The following is a 20,837-nucleotide window of genomic DNA, read 5'->3' as shown; positions in this document are numbered from 1 at the left end:
TATTTTTCTTTCTTTTATAATTTTTTATTTCCAAAAATTTTATTCTCTTTTAAAATTTATTCCATCAATACAATGATTATAAATCAATTCCTTAATTTCACTCGTATCATTAGTTTCATAAAATTTGACAAGCAGTTCCAAAAATTTCTCCTGCTGTTTTATCGGTACAGAAATAATTCCAGCACCGTTTTGAATCATTACGTGATTTGCTGTCATCATGCTTGTTCTTTTATTTCCATCATAAAAAAGTTGGCTTCTCATTAAATATAGCATTAAATTTATTGCTTTTTCTGTTGCAGAGTTTTCACTTTCCAAAATTTCATTCAAATTATCATTCACTTTTTCCTTATTTGGAATTTCAGGCTTCCAATCTGTTCCACCCATACTTACATCAGAAAATCTTAATTGTCCAGGAAAAGGATTTACATTTGCCTCTCCAATAAGCTGATTAATTTTGCAAATATAGTTTAAATCAAGAGGATATTCAATATTTTCCAAAATAAATTCCCACGAATGTTTTAAATTAACAATGGCATTTATATCCTTAACTTTCATATTCTGAACTCCCAGTCCCTGAAAAATCGTTTCTGTCTGAGGATAAGTTACAGCTATTCCTTCCAGATTTGCCGATTTCCAAATTGAATCCACTATATTTCTTTTTGCGACAAAAATATTCTCCTCCAATGTCATTTTATACTTGTCTTCCATAAAATCACTCTTTTCTAAAAATTTTTCATCAATTTCTTAACTCTCATCATCACATTTCTGAAAAATATCCATTTCCTGAGAATAACCTCTATTATGATGATTTTTCGCCAAAACCGCTACTTCCTCATCGACTTTCTCCAGCTTTTCAAAACTTCTTTGTGCGTGATTTTGCAACTGCGTTTTAAATCCTAATTTATGCAAAACTCTCGTTATAATCGACACATTTTCTTTTCCACAGTCATGTAGAAGTGCCAATTTCAAATATTTCTCATTGTTTTTCAGTTCCGTTTTTTTTATTTTTTTATAAACTTCAAGCGAATGAAACTTATCGTAATCGGACATTTCCAAAAATATTTTCTTTTCTTTTTCTGTCAATTTTTTCAAAGCCTCATTCATATAAGCCCTGTTAATTTTCGGTTTAAAATATTCCATTGCTTTTCTAATTATATACATTTTTCCACTCTTTTCCTAATCTTGATTTTCTCATTTTTCTACACTTTCTGACAAAATATGTTAATATCCTGCTATCAAATCTCATCATTCAATATTTTTCTATAAACAGTATCTAAAAATTTTTAAAAACAATAAATTTTTACATAATCTATAAAATATTTTTCAATTTTTTCAAATCTCTTTTACAACTATATCCCCCAAAATCTTCTTTAACTTCCTAATATTTTTCCCTCTTTTTCCAATAAATTCCCCTTTATCTTTCTTCTCAATGAAAAATACTGTAAAATAACTATTTCTCTCAATTTTTTTAACTTTATCAATGCTTTTTAATTGTTCATTCAAATCATCTATTTTGATTTCAGAATTTTCTATTTCAAAAATTTCATTATTATTCTTTTTCAAATTTATCAATTCTTCAATATTTTTCACATCAAAAAAACTGATTTTCTCTAATTTTTCTGAAAATTCAACTTTCACAAGTGTCAAATATTTCCCATCAAGCGTTTTATCTTTTATCCCCAATTTCCTATTTTCAAAATTTTCATCATTTAATTTTTCAATATCAAATTTTGTATTATTTAAAATAAAATTGCTCATAATCCGCACCTGCTGTGGCAAAAATCCATCTCCCACAAAATACAGTTTATCATTTTCATATTTCACAAAAATTTCTCTTGTGTGATTTTTTAATTTTTTCCCCTTTTCTGAAGTAAATTCGTAAAAATTCTTTTTCCCAGATACTTTATTGCAAATCTGATTTATTCTCTCTTCATCGTTTTTCTTAAGTTTTTTTGGATATTCATAAATATAATATCTTTTTTCAATCATTTGTGGAAATTCAAGAAATGGCAATGTTCTCACTATTTTATTGACTTTCAGCCCTTCTGTTTCCAAAAATTTTAATTTTGAAAAATCAATTATCTCTTTGGAATTTATATAAAGTATATTTTCTTTTGCACTCACATTTGCATCAGTCCTTCCAGCCTGCTGAATACCTTTAAAAATCTTGATTTTGTTATTTTCCAACATTTTTCTGAATTCTGATTTAACACTCTTTTTATTAGGATTTTCATCAAAAGATTCAAATTTCTGTCCATCATATTCTACAAAAAACATATATCCAAAATATTTTGTATTCTCAAAATCTCTTATTAATTTATCTAGCTTTATTTTTTCTGTATTAATATTTTCCATTTTATATCCTTTATCAATTTATTACTCACTTTTCTTTATAACACCAGAATACTTCATAAGTTAAAAGCAATTTTACTAACATAATAAATATTATAATTCTAAATCTAATACTAAATCCCATTAAATTTTTATAGTAGGATTGTTTGATAGTTAATTCATAAATCATTCAACTAAATTGTTTTTTATTATTTTTTAGATATTTTAATTAATAAATTTTTTTCATTTTTATTTTCGTAGGATTGCTCATTGCCGCAAATCCTACAACCTATGGCTAGTCTACGCATTTTTCTGCACTGACAAAAAACTCGCTATGCTCAGACAGTTTTGCCAGTACATAAAAATGCTCCGACAGATTATATTTATACTAGACTTTATTTAAAAAATAAAAAATTATATTTTGATTATTTGAAATATTAGGTTTATATCCTTTATTAAAAAAGTTTTTAACGAATTCGTTTTTAAATGGGGTTTAGTATAAAATCTATTTAGTAAGCTCTCCCGCAATATTCATTACCAATCTTTCCTTAACTTTTTCCACATCATATTTCCCTAAAAGGCACATAAATTTTGTAATTGCAGCTTCTGGTGTCATATCGTATCCATTTACAACACCTAGTTCCGTAAGTATTGCATTTGACTCATAAAGTCCCATTTCCACACTTCCAACTGTGCATTGAGTTACATTCAGAATTATAACTCCCATATCAATTATATATTTTATTGTTTCTAAAAATTCTTTATTTTGTGGAGTATTTCCACTTCCGTAAGTTCGTAATACAAGTCCTTTTATACTATCATCATCTTGGAATATCCGTTTTAAAATTTTAGGATTAAATCCAGGGAATACATCCATCATCAGTACATTTGGATTAATTTTGTAATCTACATAAAATTTTCCCTCTGGCTTTGATAATAGCCTGTTTTCATATATTTTTATTTTTGAGCCTGCCTGCCCTAATGGAAGATAATTTGGGGAAGAAAATCCAAAATAATTCGTAGAATCAAGCTTTCTTGAACGATTTCCCCTAAAAAGATGATCCCTGAAAAATACGCATACTTCTGGAATTACAGGCAGTATTTCATTTTCTGAATTACAAATTTCACTATTTACCTGAGTCTGTTTTTCAATTATTTCAATAGAAGTTAGCAAATTTTGCAGTCCATCACTTCTTATTTCCTGAATCGGACGCTGTGCTCCTGTCAAAATAACCGTTTTCCCAAGATTTTTTAACATAAAAGAAAGAACACTTGCAGTGTAGGACATTGTATCCGTTCCATGCAGTATTACAAAACCTTTGTATTTATCGTAATTTTCTTCAATTATTTTACCAATTTCCAGCCAAATTTCATAATTCATATCAGAAGAATCAATGATTTTGCTTGTCTGAACATAATCAACTTTCATATCCTTTAAAAATTGATAGTTATATATAACTTCCTCCCAAGATGAAGAGGGCTTCAATGCACTTTTATTGTCATCTTTATCTGAATGAACCATGCTGATTGTCCCACCTGTATTTATTACCAAAATCTTCTGACTTCTCTGCTCTTTCATACATCCCACCGTTCCTTCTTCTGCTTTTCATTTGTTACCCAAACTTTTTTATCTTGATTTTATTTTATCATTTTCTCTAGTAAATGTATAGCACTTTACAAATCAAAAAAAATCGCTTTAATATAAAATACTAAAACGATTTCTCTAAAAACTTTCTATTCACCTTTTATTCTCTCAATAATTTCCTGAACATCAGACACCTTCACATCTTCATCAATTCCATCCTCGCCTTTTACTTCGCCAAATCCCCATTTGCAGTAAACAATATCAATTCCAGCATTTTTAGCTGTATTTACATCCACAAGCATATCTCCAACAAATAATATTTTTTCTTTTGAAATATTTAAGTTTTGTGCCATTTTATAAACATTGTACGGATTTGGCTTATTTGGATATTCCTTTTCATTTGAGCCAAATATTCCATCAAATTTCCATTTGGATAACTTTTTATCAACTGCAGATAAGGCTGTTTCATGATCCTTGTTTGTTACAATACCTTTTTTCACGCCATTCTGTTCCAAAAAATCAAGCAATTCAGGTATTCCTTCATAAGGCTCAACACCATAGTCAAAGTAAATATCATAATATTTTCTTATAACTTTTTCCATTTCCTCATTCGTTACATCCTCATATTTCTCTTTTCCCAAAATATTCCGTGCAAGCCCTGAAACTCCACCACCAACAAATTTTACGCATTCATTAGCAGAATATTGCTTTTTCCCAAGTTCTTCCATCGCTGAATTTACAGTCTTTGTAATAGATTTCGACGTATCCATAAGCGTTCCGTCCAAATCAAATATAACTAAATCATATTTCATAAATTTCCACTCATTCCCTTCCTAATCCACTTTAAACAATTACCAAAATCTTATCAATCCAACTTTCAAGATTTTAAAAGATTAATCTCTAAATGCTATTATTACTGTTTTATTTACGCTTCAGGCTCAATAACATTCCCGTCATCATCAATTGGATTTCCATCGTCATCCACTCTAACAACCTTAATGCTGTCCAAATGCCCTCTCACACTTTCCTTAAATTTTTCAATATACATTTTTCTATATTTTTCACGCTCTTTCTTCTCTTCTTTCGTCAATTCCCTCTCACGTGCCAACTTTGAAAATTCATTTACTTTTTTAATAATATCTTCCATTTTTCTAATTTCCTTTCTAAAAAATATTACTTTCATTTCTAATTTCTATCTTAATTTTTATCTAAAATATGATATAAAATAAAATTTATTGATATTAAACTCTTAGTGTTGAGATTATTTTTTATCTTTTTTTCCAATTTATGCCAAAAAGTACAGTAAAAAATCTATAAATAATTATAACATTAATTAACAAAAAGTAAAAACAATTTTTTTATAACTCCGAAGCTATATAAGCAATCATCATTGCATATGGCAATAAAATATTTACAATATTAATTAAAGACAACATTAAATATCCATAATCCAATTTATCATTCTTTTTTCTTAGAATTAATACTATACAAATCAATATAACAGGTAGAAAAAACATAACAGGATACAAACCAAATATACTGAATAATGCAATTAAAAAGATTATTATATCAATCACCGTTATTGCAAATAACAAATAATTATAAACTTTTTTCTCTGTTTCATTTGTTAAAAATATTAAAACAGCAACAACATAAAATATTGAATGAAATATTTGATTAGGAAACAAATAAGAGTAATTTCCCATTGCCGCTAACCATAAAATGAAACAAATCATCCCAGCAGCCAAGTCAATTTCCAAAAATTTTTTTATCCTTTTTTTAAAAAAAAAAACCTTATAATATTAAAGAGAATTTTGAATAATTCGTAAAAAAGTACTACAACTGTCATTAAAATTAATACCATTTTACCTTCTCCTTGATTCAAATTTTTCCTGTCTTTTCCAACAACATTAAAGTTTTAAGTGAAATTGCAGATATATTGAGTGAATTAGCCATTATTAATGCCGAATATGTATATTTATTTAACCTATTATCATCTTTTACAAAATTTGCAATTATAAAAATCGGCATTTGTAAAACTATAATTCCATAAAATTGCATATTTCCATGATAAATCAATCCTAATAAATCAATAAAAACTAAAGAAAAAGCAACATAAGACAAGAACTTGTTAGTTTTTCTTTTCATTAGCATAAACAATAAAACAACCAAAATACATACTATTACATGTAAGCCTTGGTTTTGTGAAAAAAAATCCTTACCCAAAACTTCTATGAAAAACAAATACACTATTCCAAAAACTAAATCACCCCATAAAAACTTCTTAATTTCTTTTTTCTGAAAAACTTTTATAAAACAAAAAAGTAATCTAAATAAGCTATAAAACATCAATAAATTTAAAAATATAAGTACAATCAGTTCTTTCAATTTATTTCACGCTCCCAAACAAATCATTCAAAGCCTCGCTCATTGTTGGGTGAGTAAATATCATATCTTTTAGGAATGTATATTTTTGTTCAGCTTTCATAGCCGCTGCAACAATGTTTATCATTTCGTGGGAAGTATTGCATAATAAAGTACATCCCAATATTTTGTCTGTTTTTGCATCTATAACTGCTTTAAGCAGTCCATCTGTTACACCTTCTATTTTTGCTTTTGGAATTGCCATTGCTTCAAGTCTTCCTGTTTTTACTTCATATCCTTTGGCAATTGCTTCGCTTTCAGTCATTCCAACTCTTGATAAAGGTGGATTTATGAATACGCTATATGGAATTACATTTCTGTCATTTACTGTTCTATTTCCTCCATTGTAAAGATTATCTCTTATTATTCTAAAGTCGTCAAGAGAAATATATGTAAATTGAAGTCCGCCTTTCACATCTCCCATTGCCCAAATGTTATCAGCTGTCGTTTTCAATGTTTCGTCAACTACAACCGCACCTTTTTCGTCAGTTTTTACTCCTGCTGCTTCTAAATTAAGTCCTTCTGTATTAGGTTTTCTTCCAATTGCCACAAGAATTGCGTCTGATTCAATTTCGCTCTTGCTTGCTCCTTGTGAAATTTGCACGTATCCTTTTCCATTTTTATCAACAATTTCCTCAATTTTTGATTCCAGTAAAAATTTAATTCCTTTTGCCTCAAATATAGCCTTTGCTCTATCAGCAATTTCTTCATCTTCCCTAGGCATAAGTCTTTGTGCCAAATCAATCACTGTAACTTCTGACCCAAAATCAGCATACATTGAAGCAAATTCCAGCCCAATGTACCCTGCTCCCAAAATAGTCAATTTTTTAGGAAGTTCCTTTAATTCCATAATTGAAGTGCTTGTATAAACGTGATTACTTTCTTTAAGCCCTTTTATACCAGGAATTATTGTAACTGAACCTGTATTTATAAATATTTTTTCTCCTTCAATCTGAACATTTTCCCCATTACTTTCAATATTAACAACATTTTTTGAAACAAAGCTTCCAAATCCATCATAAATATCAATATTTTCCTTTGTAGCCAGCATTTCATAATTTTTTCCACGTAATGCACCAATCAATGTATTTTTATTATTTATGCTTTCCTCATAAAATCTTTCCTTTTCCTCAATACCGCTTAATCCTTTATTTTTAAGAACTTTTGTACTGTCAACAAGTTTTTTCGTAGGAATACACCCAATATTTATACAAGTCCCTCCGTACATCTTGTCCGATTTCTCAATCAAAGCCACATTTTGACCTTTCCCAGCCAAAAATCCTGCCAAAGTTTTTCCACCTTTTCCAAATCCAATTATTATTGCATCATATTTTTTCATTTTCTTCGTCCTTTCCATTTTATACAATCAGTTACATAATTGTATTCATTATAAAATTAGATTTCCTTGTCTTAAGAATACCACATTTTTTATAAAAAAACAAGATTACTTAATCTTATCGGTTTACTAAACTTATATTTCAAAAATTTATTTCCCTAATAAAAATTTTAACATTTACATTTATATATAAATTATGTTAAAATAATAAAAAACATTAATGTTATTAATTAAAATTTATGATATATAATAAAGAAAGGAGACAAAATGAGAGCAGTAAAAATTATTTTATATTTTTTTATATTACAAACAATAATATTTTCTAAGTCTATAGAAATGGATAAAAGAGTTTACTATCACTATGCTCAAAATCTTGTTCAAAAATTAGAAACTGGATTTGAAATCCAAAAAGTAAGAGGATATTGTGAATTTACCACAGGAAAATGTCTAGGTTCATTGTTTATCACAGATCCAAAATCCTTGGGTTGGGATGAACGAAATATAGGTATTTTAGTTAAACTTAATACCGATTTATCAAATTTTAAAGCAAAGAGATATTGGGATATTAGTTTTAAAGATGATAAACTGTACTTTAACAAAGAATCAGATGTTACGTTAAAAGATTTTGTTAAAGAAAGAATAAAAAAAATTAAGAAGATGCTGATAATTCATGACGCAATAAAAAATATTGTTACTGATGAAATAATAGTTTCACCAGAAGGTGGGGATGATTATTTATTTGGCAGAGAGCATAAAACAAAAGTTTTTTCAGATTACATTGTAATAAAAATTCCTGAATTATCATATCCGTATTTTTATATTTTTGATTATGGAAATGTTGATACAGCAGTTATGGTGAAAGAGTATGCAGGGAGAAATTTAGATGAACTGAATAAATATTTAAAGCAGTTTATAGCAAAAAATACGGATAAAGATGGTAAAATTCCAGAAAAAAAGTATAATGAATTTATGGAAAAAGAAATTTATGAAACTAATTTTTATTCAGAATTGACTAAAGAAATTTTAGAATTGGAAAAGGACTTGGGAAACGAGTTATATTTGTATTAAAGAAATAATTTATCATATTGATTTGCTTAAAAATCATCTAATACTATTTTCTATTTAAAGAGTAGAAATCAAAAAATTTATGAATTTAAAGTCATTTTTTATAGGGTTATGCTATTATCCAACCTGTATAGCTATTAAAAATCCTTTAATTAAATTTAATCATTAAGTGCACATCTTAAAGACTTTTATAATTTTATTTATAAGCGTTATGGATAAATAATATTTTTTCTATTTTTTAATGTAAAGACATCAGACGCCATGCCTTTTTCTCAATAAAAAAATAACTACTAAGGATTCAGTAGTTATAACTATTAATTATTATCAGTAATCAGTTAATGGAGGCGACAACCGGATTCGAACCGGTGTACAAGGTTTTGCAGACCTCTGCCTAAGCCCCTCGACCATGTCGCCACTTGACTTTGATAAGTTTATCATATTTTTTAAATTTTGTCAAATATTTTTATTTCCCCGCCACCAACAATTTCATTATCTAAATAAAATACAATGTGCTGTCCTTCTGAATTTTCGTGAGTTTTTTCATCAAACTCAAAAATTATCCTATTTTCATTACTTTCTTCACTTTTCAAAAGTTTCAATTCCCCAGCCAGTCCTTTTGAAGAAAATCTCGGACGTGCGGTTAATTTTTTTCCAATCATTTCTTCTAAATCATAATGAAATTTACAATTTATCACTTCTATTTCCTTTATTAGCAATTCCTCAAAATCTCCCACAACAACCTCATTTGTTTCAGGGCGAAGTTCAAGTACAAAAAATGGCTTTCCTAAATTAAGCCCCAGTCCACGCCGTTGACCAACCGTATAAAACTGATAACCTATATGCTCTCCAATAATTTTACCATTTTTATCCACAAAATTCCCCTTTTTTACATCATTTCCAAGTACTTTTTTCAAAAATGGAATATATCCGTTGGGAGCAAAGCAGATTCCTTGGCTGTCAGGCTTGTTATGAGTGTGAATGCCATTTTGTCTTGCAATTTCACGAACTTCTGATTTTTCATATTCTGCAAGCGGAAACAAAAATCTTTCCACAACATTCTTATCCAGCCGATAAAGCATATAAGTCTGATCTTTTCTATTATTTTTGTCCCATAAAAGCATATTATTCTCGCTAACTTTTGAATAATGCCCTGTCGAAATGTATTTTATTCCCATTTTATCAGCAAATTCTACGAGTTTTTTTATTTTTACCTTTTCATCGCAAATTACACAAGGTGAAGGGGTTTTTCCAGCATTATACATTTTTATAAAATAATCCATTACATCCTTTTTAAATTCTTCCACGACGTTTAGGACATAATGAGGGATTCCCAATGTGTAGCAAGTGTATCTGGCATCATTTATATCATCAAGGGAACAGCACGTTTTCCCTGGATTTTCTGAAAGTTCGTCAGGCAAATGCTTTAACGTAACCCCTATAACTTCATAACCTTGCTGTTTCAACAAAAGAGCAGCGACAGAACTGTCTATGCCGCCACTCATTCCAACTACTACTTTTTTATCATCTAATTTTTTGTTCATTTCGTATTTCTTTCTCTTTTCTAAATTTTTAATTTCTATGTTTCAAAACTTAAAATCTTATTTTTTATTTTTCTCTTTTTGCCACATGTATTCCCCAATTCCTAAAGCAAAAATTAAAAACAATTTATTTTTATTTTCTTTAAATATTTTTCCAAATTTATATCCTGCTGCCTTGCAAAATTTGTAATAAACAGCATTATTTAGAATTTTCTGCTTAAAAGATAAATTCTGGGAATTGATTTCATTATGATAAAGTGCCTGTCCTTTCGGATTTCGCAGCAATAAATTGTTGTATTTGGCTGTCAATCCATCTTCCTGATATTCTTTTATCTCGATTTTCTCATTTACATAAACCATCTTATATTTTTCACAAATTCTGTTATAGACAACAGCTTCTGTAATAAATTTCTCATCATCAAAAACTGGAAATTTATATTTTTTTATAATTTCAGTCCGAAACATAAGCCCTTTATCGCCCTTAACTCCGTATTTATTGTAAATATCAAACTGTGTTGAAACCATCTCTTTTTCTGGAAAACTAGAGCCTATAACTTCTCGATTTGGATAAATTGACAAATACCCCATTCCCGCAATATTGCTATTTTTTTCATATTTTTTCCAATATTTCAAAATAGTTTCAAGGCCATTTTCAACATATTCATCATCAGAATCAAGACAGATAAAAAGCTCTCCATTTGCTTTATCAGTTGCAAAATTATACGCCCGCTGTTTACCTCCGTTTTCCTTAAAATAATACTTTATATCCAGCTTTTTTTCACTCAAAAATTCTTCTACCTTCTCTTTAGTTCCATCAGCAGAGCCATCATCGACAATAAGCCATTCAAAATCCTTGTACGTTTGCTTTTGAAGTGATTTATACAATTTTTCAAGCAGTTCCTTTCGATTAAAAGTTGGTGTAAAAATCGTAAATTTCATTTTTTATTTCCCCTTATTTTCCAAAGCTTTAAAATTTAACGTTTTATAATTTTTCTTTTTATTCCATTTACAAGATTTGCAATTTTAGCGTAAACTTCACTATTTACAAGCAATTTTGTCACTATCGCCAAATAAACTATTTTCAAGCCAAATTTCATCCACGAAAGCTGATCATTTGACAAATAGAATATTATAGGATTTACAATAATTATGAAATATAAAAATAATTTTTTATAATTAAACGAAATCTTGTATTTTTTTCTTATAATCATCATTTCCATTATCGCTCTAAACAAAAAGGCAAGTAACGTAGTCCACGCCGCAATAATAGGCCCAATTTCTGGAAATTTCGGTATAAAAATTATATTTCCAACTAAATTAAATATCATTGCAAACATTGTAAAATAAAAAATGTATATGCTATCTTCGTGAAAATGAAAAAAATAATCAAGGCAAAATAGTGCCTGAACGACAATTCCAGCTAGAATTAAAGGCATATAATTTATCGCCTGATAATAACTTTTTGGAAATATCAGCTTTATTCCTTCTGGAGCAAATAACTGTGCGATTACACAGGCAAAGGAAATAATCGCAATAAAGTTTTCCACGCTTCGTGTTATTCTCGGATTTGTTCTATCCTCCTTCATCGCCTCATAAAACTCTGGCGTCCAGCTGTTCACAAAAGAACCTGTAACAACCGACAAAACCCTTCCTCCAGTAAATGCAAGCGTATATCCCCCAACTACCGCAAGAGAAACAAATTTTGCCAAAACAAGCCTATCACTCAAATTCACAACCTGATCCGTAAGTTCAATAAAAATTAATGGCAATCCATTTCTTAGCGAATATTTCACATAATCAAAATTCAGCTTAAATCTAAAATTTCCAAAATAATCCTTAAAATAGAACAGAAATACTATAATCAGCGCAATTAAATTTGCAAACTGGTTTCCAAAAACTCCCCATTTTAAGTATTTTATAAAGTAAATTGCCAGAATATAAGTTGTAAAAAGGCTTACAACACTCCCTATCGCAACCTTCATATACATTCTCTTCATTCTAAACAAAGTTGTCGAAAGATTGTTAAAAGCGTTCGTTGTGGCAATTAAGACGCTGACAATTATCAAAGGATAGTAACTTACCTTGCTTAAATCAACTATATATGAAAACAGTTTTTTGGATGCTGGTGTAAATAGAAAAACATAAGTGAATACGTTAAAAACTATTATAATCAAAGTTGAGGAAAACATATAGCTTCCAAATTCATCTTCACTTTCCTTCAAATCTACATATTTCTTCATCTGAGCATTATAAAGTCCTAGCCCTAAAATTACCGTAAATAGCGAAGTAATCGGAGCCAATGTTCCCACAATCCCAAATTCTTCCTGTGTCAATAACCTCGTTATTATCGGCAAAAATATAAACGACCCCATCTTTGTAACCAAATTCATAAGAGAATAAACCATTGTCCCCTTCAATAAATTCTTATTATCCATTCAAAAAAATTCCCCTTATCTTAATCCTATTAAATCGTGCACTCTTATTAAGCCCACAACATTTCCATTTTCCACAACAGGCAATACATTTATCTGGCTTTTTCTGTTTTCCATCAGATGAAGTGCATCGAGAGCCATCGCATCCTTTTCAATCGTTACTGGCGTAGAAATCATAATATCAGAAGCCACATAATCAAAAAATTTCTCCTTATGCTCCAATGCACGCCGAATATCTCCTTCTGTTATAATTCCAAGTAACTTACCATTTTCAAATCCTGTATCTGAGATACACACAGCTCCTAATTTTTTCTTTGTAAGAAGCATTAATACATTCTCAATTTTCTCATCTTCTTTTACAACTGGCAATTCTTCTCCAATGTGCATTAAATCTGAAACATGTAATAACAGCCGTTTTCCAAGGCTTCCTCCCGGGTGATATTTGGCAAAATCATTTTCTGTAAAATCTTTTAATTTCATAAGGCACACAGCTAGAGCGTCCCCAGTTACAAGTGTCGCTGTAGTCGAACTCATCGGAGCTTGCCCCAGCGGACACGCTTCCTTTTCCACTCCCACATTTATTGTAAGTTCGGCATATTTCCCCAATGTAGAATTAGGATTTCCAGTAAATGCAACAATTTTTCCTCCAATTTTTCTTATTGGCGCTAAAATGCTTAGTACTTCGTCAGAATTTCCACTGTTTGAAATGGCAATTACGACATCTCCATCACTGAGCATTCCCAAATCACCATGAAGTGCCTCTGTGGCATTTATAAATACTGCTGTTGTACCAGTTGAGGCAAGTGTCGCTGTAATTTTTTTACCAATTATTCCAGACTTTCCAATCCCTGTCACAACAATTTTATTGTTGTTTTTCAATTCTAAAATCATTCGGACTAATTTTTGAAAATCATCTCCTAGCTTGCTTTTTAATTTTTCCAGTTCTGCAATTTCAATGTCAAATACATTTTTAGCTTCCTTTAAAATATCTATTTCCATTTTTAACTCTGCTCCTTTTTTCACACAATATTTTTATATTGATACTTTTAGTTACACCTATCCTCTTTTAACATCTGTCTATTTAAATTAAATTATCAGCGTTTCAAAATAGTCAAATATTATTTTGGAATACTACTTTTTCATTTCAATTTTATTCAGTATTTTCTTAACTTCCTGACTTTTATCCTTATGGCAGACAAGCAAGGCATCTTTTGTGTTTACAATGACAATATTTTCTATCCCAATTGTAGCAATAATTTTGTCATTTTCCTTATTAATTACGATATTTCCTTCTGATTCAATCTGTTCAAAGTAATCAGCCTGCACAACGTTGCTGTCCTTGTCCTTTGGAAAAATATCCTCAAGCGACTTGAAGTTTCCAACATCATTCCAGTCAATGTCAACAGGAATCACACTTACAGATTTCGTATGTTCCATCACTCCAAAATCTATCGAAATTTTTTCAAATTTTTCAAATTCATCCTTCACAAAATCACTTAATTTTTCACCATAAATCTCATTTAAATCCACATTTTCCAGCATTTCTTCAATTTTTTCCAAAATAATGCCATGTGTTTCCATGTGTTTTTTTATTTCATGCAGAATAAATTCCGTTTTCCAAAGGAACATTCCGCTATTCCAAAGATAATTTCCCTGCTCGATATATTTTTCAGCCAGCTCCTTATTAGGCTTTTCCCTAAATTTCTTCACTTTATATGACTTGAATCTTTCTTTATTTTCGCAGTTATTTTTGTCATCTTTTGCTTTTTTTCTATCCACATACTCAATATATCCATACCCAGTTTCAGCATAAGTAGGCTTAACTCCCAGCGTAACAATCTTATTTTTCTCAGCCTCCTTAAATGCAAACTCCAAGCTGTCCAAAAATTCCTTTTCCTTCTTAATCAGATGATCTGACGGCAAAACTGCCATAATGCTGTTCTCATAAATTTTCCTGATAATACAGGCCGCATATCCGATACACGCCGCCGTGTCCCTAGCCATCGGCTCAAAAATTATATTCCTGTCAGCAATCTCCGGAAGTTCCTTTTTTATTATATCAAAGTATTTAATGTTTGTGGAAATAAAAATTCTCTCTATTGGAATAAGTTTCTTTATCCTGTCAATTGTTTCCTTTATCATAGTCTTTTTTGATACAAGATCCAAAAACTGCTTTGGCTTATCATTTGTAGATAACGGCCAGAACCTTGTTCCACTTCCTCCAGCCATAATTAAAGCTACTTTATTCATATCTTTCTCCTGTTCTTCAATTCGATTTATTTATTATTCTGCTTTGTTATTTTTCAGTTGTTTTTTCAATTAAAAGTATAACATAATTTATTTGTTTTATCAAAAGGAATATTTTAGAAAAATATTAGCAAAAAAAGTAATATTATGATAAAATGAAAGTATAAGAAAACTTTTTAGAAAGGAATTGGATATGTTAATAGATAAAGTGAAAAAAGTTAAAATTACTGATAACATTACAATTGGTAATGACAAGATTTTTTTAATTGCCGGACCTTGCGTAATCGAATCAGAAGATTTGGTTATGGAAGTGGCTGCAAAAATGAAAGACATTACTGACAAACTAGGTATCCAATATGTTTTTAAGGCTTCATTTGACAAGGCTAACCGTTCTTCCATCTCTTCATTTAGAGGACCAGGACTTGAAAAAGGACTTGAAATTTTGGCACGAGTTAAAGAAAAATACGGTGTGGCTCTTGCAACAGACATTCATGAACCCTGGCAATGTAAAGAAGCTTCCAAAGTAATTGATTTGCTTCAAATACCTGCATTTTTATCACGACAGACCGACTTGCTTGTTGCCGCCGCAGAAACTGGAAAAGCTGTGAATATAAAAAAAGGGCAGTTTTTAGCACCTTGGGATATGAAAAATGTTGTAAGAAAATTTGAGGAAGTTGGAAATGAAAATATAATGCTTTGCGAACGTGGAGCTTCATTTGGATACAATAATTTAGTCGTAGATATGCGTGGACTTCTGGAAATGAGAAAATTTGGCTACCCTGTTGTGTTTGATGCAACACATTCAGTACAAATTCCAGGAGGACAAGGAGAAACTTCAGGTGGAAACCGAGCCTATGTTTATCCACTTGCCAGAGCAGCTGTGTCTGTTGGAGTCGATGGAGTTTTTGCAGAAGTACATCCTGAACCTGACAAAGGATTATCTGACGGACCAAATATGTTAAAACTTGACAATGTTGAAGATATTTTAACAAAATTATTACAGTATGATAAATTGACAAAAGAATTATAAAATAAAAATATCTATTTTAATAAATTTTTAGGAGGATTATAATTATGAGTTCAAAATTATTATTAACACCCGGGCCAACTAACATACCCGAAGAATATTTAGAAATTTTGGGAAATGATATTATTCATCACAGAACACCTGAATTTAGAAGAATTATGAAAGAAAACAATGAAAACTTGAAAAAAGTATTCAAAACTAAAAACGATGTTGCTGTCATAACTTCATCTGGAACAGGCTCAATGGAAACTGCCATTGTAAATTTCTTTTCAAAAGGAGATAAAGTTTTAGCAATAAATACTGGATATTTTGGAGACAGATTTAGAAAAATTGCTGAAATTTATGGATTAAACGTAATTAATTTACAGTATGAATTTGGAGAAAGCTACAATTTGGACGATGTAAAGAAAGTTATTTCAGAAAATCCAGATTTAAAAGGAATTTTAGCAACTCATAGCGAAACTTCAGTTGGAATTTTAAATAATATAAAAGCGCTTGGGGATTTAACAAAAAATACTGATATTCTATTAGTTATTGATACAATTAGTGGACTTGTAGTAAATGATTTTGATTTTGACGCTTGGCACATTGATGTAGCAATCGCAGGAAGCCAGAAAGCATTTTTAATACCACCAGGACTTGCTTTTGTTGCTGTAAGTGACAAGGCAAAAAAAGCTATGGAAACATCTGATTTGCCAAAATACTATTTTGATTTGAAACAATATGAAAAATATTTTGATGCTAACGCAGAAACGCCATACACTCCAGCAATCGCTTTAATTTTGGCATTGAATCAATCGCTAAAAGACTTAGTTAAAAATGGAGTTGAAAGCACAATTAAGCAAAAACACGATTTAAGAAAATATGTTGAAGAAAAAGCACAGAAATTAGGATTTGAACTATTAGTAAAAAATGAAGAAAATAGGACAAATACATTAATTTCAGTGTATAGAGAAGGAATTGTCATAAAATCAATTATTGCCGCTCTTGAAGAAAAAGGATACACTGTTACAGGTGGAAAAGGTAAATACGCCGAAAGCCTTATGAGAATTGGAATTTTAGGGCAAATTTCAAAAGAGCAGATTGATGACTTCTTTGTAATCTTTGAAGAAGAGCTAAAAAAACAATTATAAAATTTACAAAAAAATAAATGAAGTGCTGGAACTGCTTTAAAGGTTTTATTTCCTAATAAAAAATAAAATGCTTTGGCAGTTCCTGTTGCAAAATATTGAAAAGGAGCATAAATGAAACCATATTTATTTAAAATTGGAGGTTTTGAACTTAGGATTTATAGTTTAATGTATATTTTAGCCTTTCTTTTTGGAATGTTTATCGCACTTGCTGATGATGTTGCTGAAAAAAGAGGCGTTGATGATAGAAAAATTATTGAAGATTTTGCATTTACAACAATTTTGGCTGGATTAATTGGAGCAAGGCTTTATTATGTTATTTTCAAATTCTCAGATTACATAGGAAATCCTTTATCAATCTTTTACATCTGGGAAGGCGGACTTGCTATTCATGGTGGAATTATCGGTGCATTTATAGGCTCATATCTGTATGCTAAAAAAAACAAGCGAAATTTGTGGGTACTTACAGATATGGCAGTAGGACCTTTACTGTTTGGGCAGTTTTTAGGAAGATTTGGAAATCTGGCAAACGGGGAAGTTCACGGTGTTCCAACTGTTACTCCGTTTAACGTAATCTTTTCAGGAACATTTAGCAAATGGTGGGCTGGATACCAGACTCTAAGCCTTTCTGCCAAAGCCCAGTTCAAACAGCTTGTACCTTGGGGAATAACATTTCCGCTAGATACACCTGCAGGATCGGAATTTCCAAATATACCTCTGCATCCTGCCATGCTTTACGAAGGCGCTTTAAATCTGATTGGATTTATAATACTATGGTTCTATTTCAGAAAAAAGGAATACAATCCCGGAGTACTCTCAATGATTTATCTAATTATGTATGCGGTTATAAGAACATTTGTAAGTACATTCAGGGCAGAAGACTTACTGATTTTAGGAATACGTCTTCCGTATCTGATAAGCATTGCCATGATTATAATTGCAATTATCGGAATAAAATTCTTTAGCAGTCCGGAAAGAAAATTTGTACCTGTTAAAAATTCAAATAATAAATAGGAAATTAAAAACTGTCATATCCATATTCAGGACTGACAGTTTTTTTATTGCTTTTATTTATTTTCAGTAATTATAGTTTTTCGGCTGGAAGTTCTTTTTCCACGATTATCCACCAATGCATCGATTCCACCTTTTTCATATTTTTTTACCCAAGAATAAATTTGCTGATAAGAAACTCCAAACTTTCTAATTGTCTGATTATAGTCATAATTATTGTTCAGACAGAAAGTTACTGCTTCTACCTTTGCTTCTATTGTTTTTCTTACGTGTTTTTTTATCACAGTGTAGTTTCCATTAGCATCCACGCTTCTTCTGTAATCTCTTATCCAGTAGTTCAGAACGCTCACAGAAGCAATATCGTATTTTTTACAGATATCAAATAGGGAACCTTCATTGTTAAGATAGCTCTTAATGGCTTTTTCCCTAAGCTCACGAGTATAATGTCTATTTTTATCTCCTACAACTATGCTTTCTTCCCCCAGCTCAAGATATTTCTTTTTCCAAGTCATTATTGAAGATTTAGCAATTCCATATTCTTTTGCCAATCCTTGAATAGTTGCTTTTCCATCTAATACTTTCTTTACTAGTTCAATTTTTAGTTCGTTAGATACTTTTGATTTTCTTCCCATTAAAATTCCCTTTCTATAAATAAAATATATATTCTTTAATTTGTTTAATGATAGTAATGAAACTGCTTAAAAATAAATAAATTGCTATACTAGAAAATATACTGCAAAAAAATGAGCTATACTTCCAAGTATTACGAAAATATGCCATATCATATGGTTAAATTTACATATTTTCCATGAATAGAAAATTGTTCCAAGTGAATACAGCACACCTCCCGCAATCAGATAAATCAATGAAACACGATTTATATTACTTACAAGATCATTCCACGCAAATACAATCATCCATCCCATAATTAGATACAGCAATGTTGACAGCATCTTGAATTTTCCTGTGAAAAACACCTTAAATACAATCCCCAGCACACATACCGTCCACTGAATAGCTAGTATAATCTTATTCATTGGAGAATTAACTACCAAATAGAGAAAAGGCGTATACGACGATGCTATAAGGATGTAAATTGCCGAATGATCAAAGATTTCAAAAATCATTTTGGCTGTTCCAGGATTTAAGCCATGATATATTGATGACATCGTATAAAGAACGATAAGTCCAAATCCGAATGCCATAAATGAAGCAACAGTTCCAATATCGCGCGTCCAGCTCGCACGGATTGTAAGTATCAGAAATGCCAGCACGGCCAGCCCTGCACCCACAGTATGACTTACAAAATTTGCAATTTCTTCTCCACGCGAAAAATTTTCAGCTTTTTTATGTATATCATTGAGTGAATTATTGCTCTTAGTTTTTTTATTCATATTTTTCCTTTCAGATACAAAGATATTTTTTATATTTAAACATGTAGTATGATATAGTTGATAAATGTTTATAATATCCCATTTTTTAAGTTATCTGAACATAAAATCAATTTTAAAATAAACCACTTATATTATAATAATACCATATAAATTTTTATAAATCATGTTTTTTTCCTTATAAATTAGTTTTATTTTTTTGGCTTTTCAAATAATATAGTTTTATTATAATTACAATTTTAACTCTTTTATAAAATATATCACCTGTTATAATACTCTAATTTATTATAACAGGTATTTTAATTATATTCAACCTAAATATTTTAAATTTTTAAAATTTTATATCATTTTTTATGTGTCATGAGCTGTAACTATTACTTTTTTAGCAAATTATTAAAATCAAAAAATATTAGTATTTAAATAAAATATCCTATTTTTCAGCATTTGGCTTCAAATAATCTTGCCACAATGAATAGTGGCTTACTAATTTATCAAATAAAATTTGACACAGAAATATTTTTATAGTAAAATAATTTTATTAACGAAATAATATGGAAAGAAGGAAGAACTATGCTAAAATACCTTTTTGACGGCGGAATATTTATGTGGGTAATTTTACTTGCCTCAATATCTGGACTTGCTGTTATTATTGAAAAATTGTATACTTTTTTATCAAAAGAGAAGAAATTGTCAGAAAACGAGAAAAATCAGCTTTATAAAGCACTTAGAACAGGCAGCAGAGAAGAAATTTTAAAACTTTGCAAAGATAAGACTGATTCTGTTTCTAAGAGTGTGACAAAAATTGTTTCCAATACGGATATTAACTTTGATGAGCTTGATAATTCACATAGACAGGTTATCGAGGGCATCATAAGTGAAAGTATTCTAGAGCAGACTACTGAACTTGAAAAAGGTATGAGCTTATTGGGAACAGTTGTAAATGCTGCTCCTCAACTTGGACTTCTGGGAACTGTTACAGGAATGATTGCAGCCTTTTCAGCCCTTACCCGAAACGGTACAAGCACTGCAAAAATAGTAGCTGGCGGAATTTCAGAAGCACTTTACACAACTGCATTTGGATTAATAGTTGCAATACCTGCATTAGTTTTTTATAATTATTTTAACAGACGAATTGATGTTATTGTAGCCGAGATGGAAAGGGCGGCATTGCAGTTTTTGAGCCGAGTAAAAGATTGATTTTTACAACCTTTTATTCTAATTTTATACTTAAAATTCAAACTAATTTTATCCGATTTAGATTAGTTTAACTTCAAACAAATTTAAGTAAAATTTACAAATCAAATTTCTTAGGAGAAAAAT

General features: G+C 30.0%; 21 protein-coding genes and 1 tRNA gene. 5 read left to right on the top strand and 17 right to left on the bottom strand.

Annotated elements, in window-relative coordinates; translation table 11 throughout:
* Positions 1 to 39: 39 nt before the first annotated feature.
* The 9 genes from FVE77_RS05275 to FVE77_RS05235 form a co-directional block, all read right to left on the bottom strand.
* A complete protein-coding gene (locus FVE77_RS05275) occupies positions 40 to 708 on the bottom strand; it encodes a Fic family protein (protein ID WP_026746487.1) in 669 nt (222 codons plus the stop codon).
* Positions 709 to 744: 36 nt separating this feature from the next.
* The gene (locus tag FVE77_RS05270; RefSeq protein WP_026746488.1) at positions 745 to 1,161 is read right to left on the bottom strand and encodes an HD domain-containing protein; all 417 of its coding nucleotides are present in this window, start codon (positions 1,159 to 1,161) and stop codon (positions 745 to 747) included.
* A gap of 171 nt (positions 1,162 to 1,332) precedes the next feature.
* Positions 1,333 to 2,355 carry a pseudouridine synthase family protein gene (locus FVE77_RS05265; protein ID WP_026746489.1) on the bottom strand — a complete coding sequence of 341 codons (1,023 nt, stop codon included), beginning with the start codon at positions 2,353 to 2,355 and terminating at the stop codon, positions 1,333 to 1,335.
* A gap of 481 nt (positions 2,356 to 2,836) precedes the next feature.
* A complete protein-coding gene (locus FVE77_RS05260; protein WP_026746490.1) occupies positions 2,837 to 3,910 on the bottom strand; it encodes an asparaginase in 1,074 nt (357 codons plus the stop codon).
* A gap of 155 nt (positions 3,911 to 4,065) precedes the next feature.
* Positions 4,066 to 4,728 (bottom strand): HAD family hydrolase, encoded by a 663-nt coding sequence (locus tag FVE77_RS05255; RefSeq protein ID WP_026746491.1) that lies wholly within the window; start codon positions 4,726 to 4,728, stop codon positions 4,066 to 4,068.
* A gap of 113 nt (positions 4,729 to 4,841) precedes the next feature.
* Positions 4,842 to 5,063, bottom strand: a complete 222-nt coding sequence (locus FVE77_RS05250; protein ID WP_026746492.1) for a DUF896 domain-containing protein — start codon at positions 5,061 to 5,063, stop codon at positions 4,842 to 4,844.
* A gap of 211 nt (positions 5,064 to 5,274) precedes the next feature.
* Positions 5,275 to 5,676: a hypothetical protein gene (locus tag FVE77_RS05245; RefSeq protein WP_026746493.1), complete on the bottom strand. Its 402-nt coding sequence runs from the start codon at positions 5,674 to 5,676 to the stop codon at positions 5,275 to 5,277.
* Between the two features lie 121 nt (positions 5,677 to 5,797).
* A complete protein-coding gene (locus FVE77_RS05240) occupies positions 5,798 to 6,304 on the bottom strand; it encodes a hypothetical protein (RefSeq protein ID WP_026746494.1) in 507 nt (168 codons plus the stop codon).
* Between the two features lies 1 nt (position 6,305).
* Positions 6,306 to 7,679: an FAD-dependent oxidoreductase gene (locus FVE77_RS05235; RefSeq protein WP_026746495.1), complete on the bottom strand. Its 1,374-nt coding sequence runs from the start codon at positions 7,677 to 7,679 to the stop codon at positions 6,306 to 6,308.
* 264 nt (positions 7,680 to 7,943) lie between these two features.
* On the opposite strand from FVE77_RS05235, the gene FVE77_RS05230 reads away from it, so the two are divergent.
* Positions 7,944 to 8,744 (top strand): hypothetical protein, encoded by an 801-nt coding sequence (locus FVE77_RS05230; RefSeq protein ID WP_026746496.1) that lies wholly within the window; start codon positions 7,944 to 7,946, stop codon positions 8,742 to 8,744.
* A gap of 336 nt (positions 8,745 to 9,080) precedes the next feature.
* Here FVE77_RS05230 and FVE77_RS05225 read toward each other — a convergent pair.
* The 6 genes from FVE77_RS05225 to FVE77_RS05200 all read right to left on the bottom strand — a co-directional run bounded on the left by FVE77_RS05225 (position 9,081) and on the right by FVE77_RS05200 (position 14,961).
* Positions 9,081 to 9,155 (bottom strand) — tRNA-Cys (locus tag FVE77_RS05225).
* Positions 9,156 to 9,184: 29 nt separating this feature from the next.
* Positions 9,185 to 10,282 (bottom strand): tRNA 2-thiouridine(34) synthase MnmA, encoded by a 1,098-nt coding sequence (gene mnmA, locus FVE77_RS05220; protein WP_026746497.1) that lies wholly within the window; start codon positions 10,280 to 10,282, stop codon positions 9,185 to 9,187.
* Positions 10,283 to 10,339: 57 nt separating this feature from the next.
* Entirely contained in the window at positions 10,340 to 11,218 is an 879-nt protein-coding gene (locus tag FVE77_RS05215) for a glycosyltransferase family 2 protein (protein WP_026746498.1), read from the bottom strand.
* A gap of 35 nt (positions 11,219 to 11,253) precedes the next feature.
* The gene (locus tag FVE77_RS05210; protein ID WP_026746499.1) at positions 11,254 to 12,714 is read right to left on the bottom strand and encodes a lipopolysaccharide biosynthesis protein; all 1,461 of its coding nucleotides are present in this window, start codon (positions 12,712 to 12,714) and stop codon (positions 11,254 to 11,256) included.
* 15 nt (positions 12,715 to 12,729) lie between these two features.
* On the bottom strand, positions 12,730 to 13,710 hold the full coding sequence (locus tag FVE77_RS05205; protein ID WP_026746500.1) for a KpsF/GutQ family sugar-phosphate isomerase: 981 nt from the start codon (positions 13,708 to 13,710) through the stop codon (positions 12,730 to 12,732).
* Positions 13,711 to 13,842: 132 nt separating this feature from the next.
* Entirely contained in the window at positions 13,843 to 14,961 is a 1,119-nt protein-coding gene (locus FVE77_RS05200; protein ID WP_026746501.1) for a mannose-1-phosphate guanylyltransferase, read from the bottom strand.
* A gap of 190 nt (positions 14,962 to 15,151) precedes the next feature.
* On the opposite strand from FVE77_RS05200, the gene kdsA reads away from it, so the two are divergent.
* From kdsA to lgt, 3 genes are all read left to right on the top strand, one after another.
* On the top strand, positions 15,152 to 15,988 hold the full coding sequence (kdsA, locus tag FVE77_RS05195; RefSeq protein ID WP_026746502.1) for a 3-deoxy-8-phosphooctulonate synthase: 837 nt from the start codon (positions 15,152 to 15,154) through the stop codon (positions 15,986 to 15,988).
* Between the two features lie 44 nt (positions 15,989 to 16,032).
* Positions 16,033 to 17,118, top strand: coding sequence for a pyridoxal-phosphate-dependent aminotransferase family protein (locus tag FVE77_RS05190; RefSeq protein WP_026746503.1), 1,086 nt, complete (start codon positions 16,033 to 16,035; stop codon positions 17,116 to 17,118).
* Between the two features lie 111 nt (positions 17,119 to 17,229).
* Positions 17,230 to 18,129 carry a prolipoprotein diacylglyceryl transferase gene (gene lgt, locus FVE77_RS05185; protein ID WP_026746504.1) on the top strand — a complete coding sequence of 300 codons (900 nt, stop codon included), beginning with the start codon at positions 17,230 to 17,232 and terminating at the stop codon, positions 18,127 to 18,129.
* Positions 18,130 to 18,182: 53 nt separating this feature from the next.
* On the opposite strand, the gene FVE77_RS05180 is transcribed toward lgt, so the two are convergent.
* Entirely contained in the window at positions 18,183 to 18,758 is a 576-nt protein-coding gene (locus FVE77_RS05180) for a helix-turn-helix domain-containing protein (RefSeq protein ID WP_026746505.1), read from the bottom strand.
* A gap of 84 nt (positions 18,759 to 18,842) precedes the next feature.
* The gene (gene trhA, locus FVE77_RS05175) at positions 18,843 to 19,520 is read right to left on the bottom strand and encodes a PAQR family membrane homeostasis protein TrhA (RefSeq protein WP_006804487.1); all 678 of its coding nucleotides are present in this window, start codon (positions 19,518 to 19,520) and stop codon (positions 18,843 to 18,845) included.
* Between the two features lie 567 nt (positions 19,521 to 20,087).
* On the opposite strand from trhA, the gene FVE77_RS05170 reads away from it, so the two are divergent.
* On the top strand, positions 20,088 to 20,714 hold the full coding sequence (locus FVE77_RS05170) for a MotA/TolQ/ExbB proton channel family protein (RefSeq protein WP_026746506.1): 627 nt from the start codon (positions 20,088 to 20,090) through the stop codon (positions 20,712 to 20,714).
* The last annotated feature ends 123 nt before the right edge of the window (positions 20,715 to 20,837 follow it).

The sequence above is a fragment of the Leptotrichia hofstadii genome (assembly GCF_007990525.1).
GTDB classification, from domain to species: Bacteria; Fusobacteriota; Fusobacteriia; order Fusobacteriales; family Leptotrichiaceae; genus Leptotrichia; species Leptotrichia hofstadii.
Note: the sequence above shows the minus strand (reverse complement) of the source record. Positions and strands in the feature narration are given on the sequence as shown.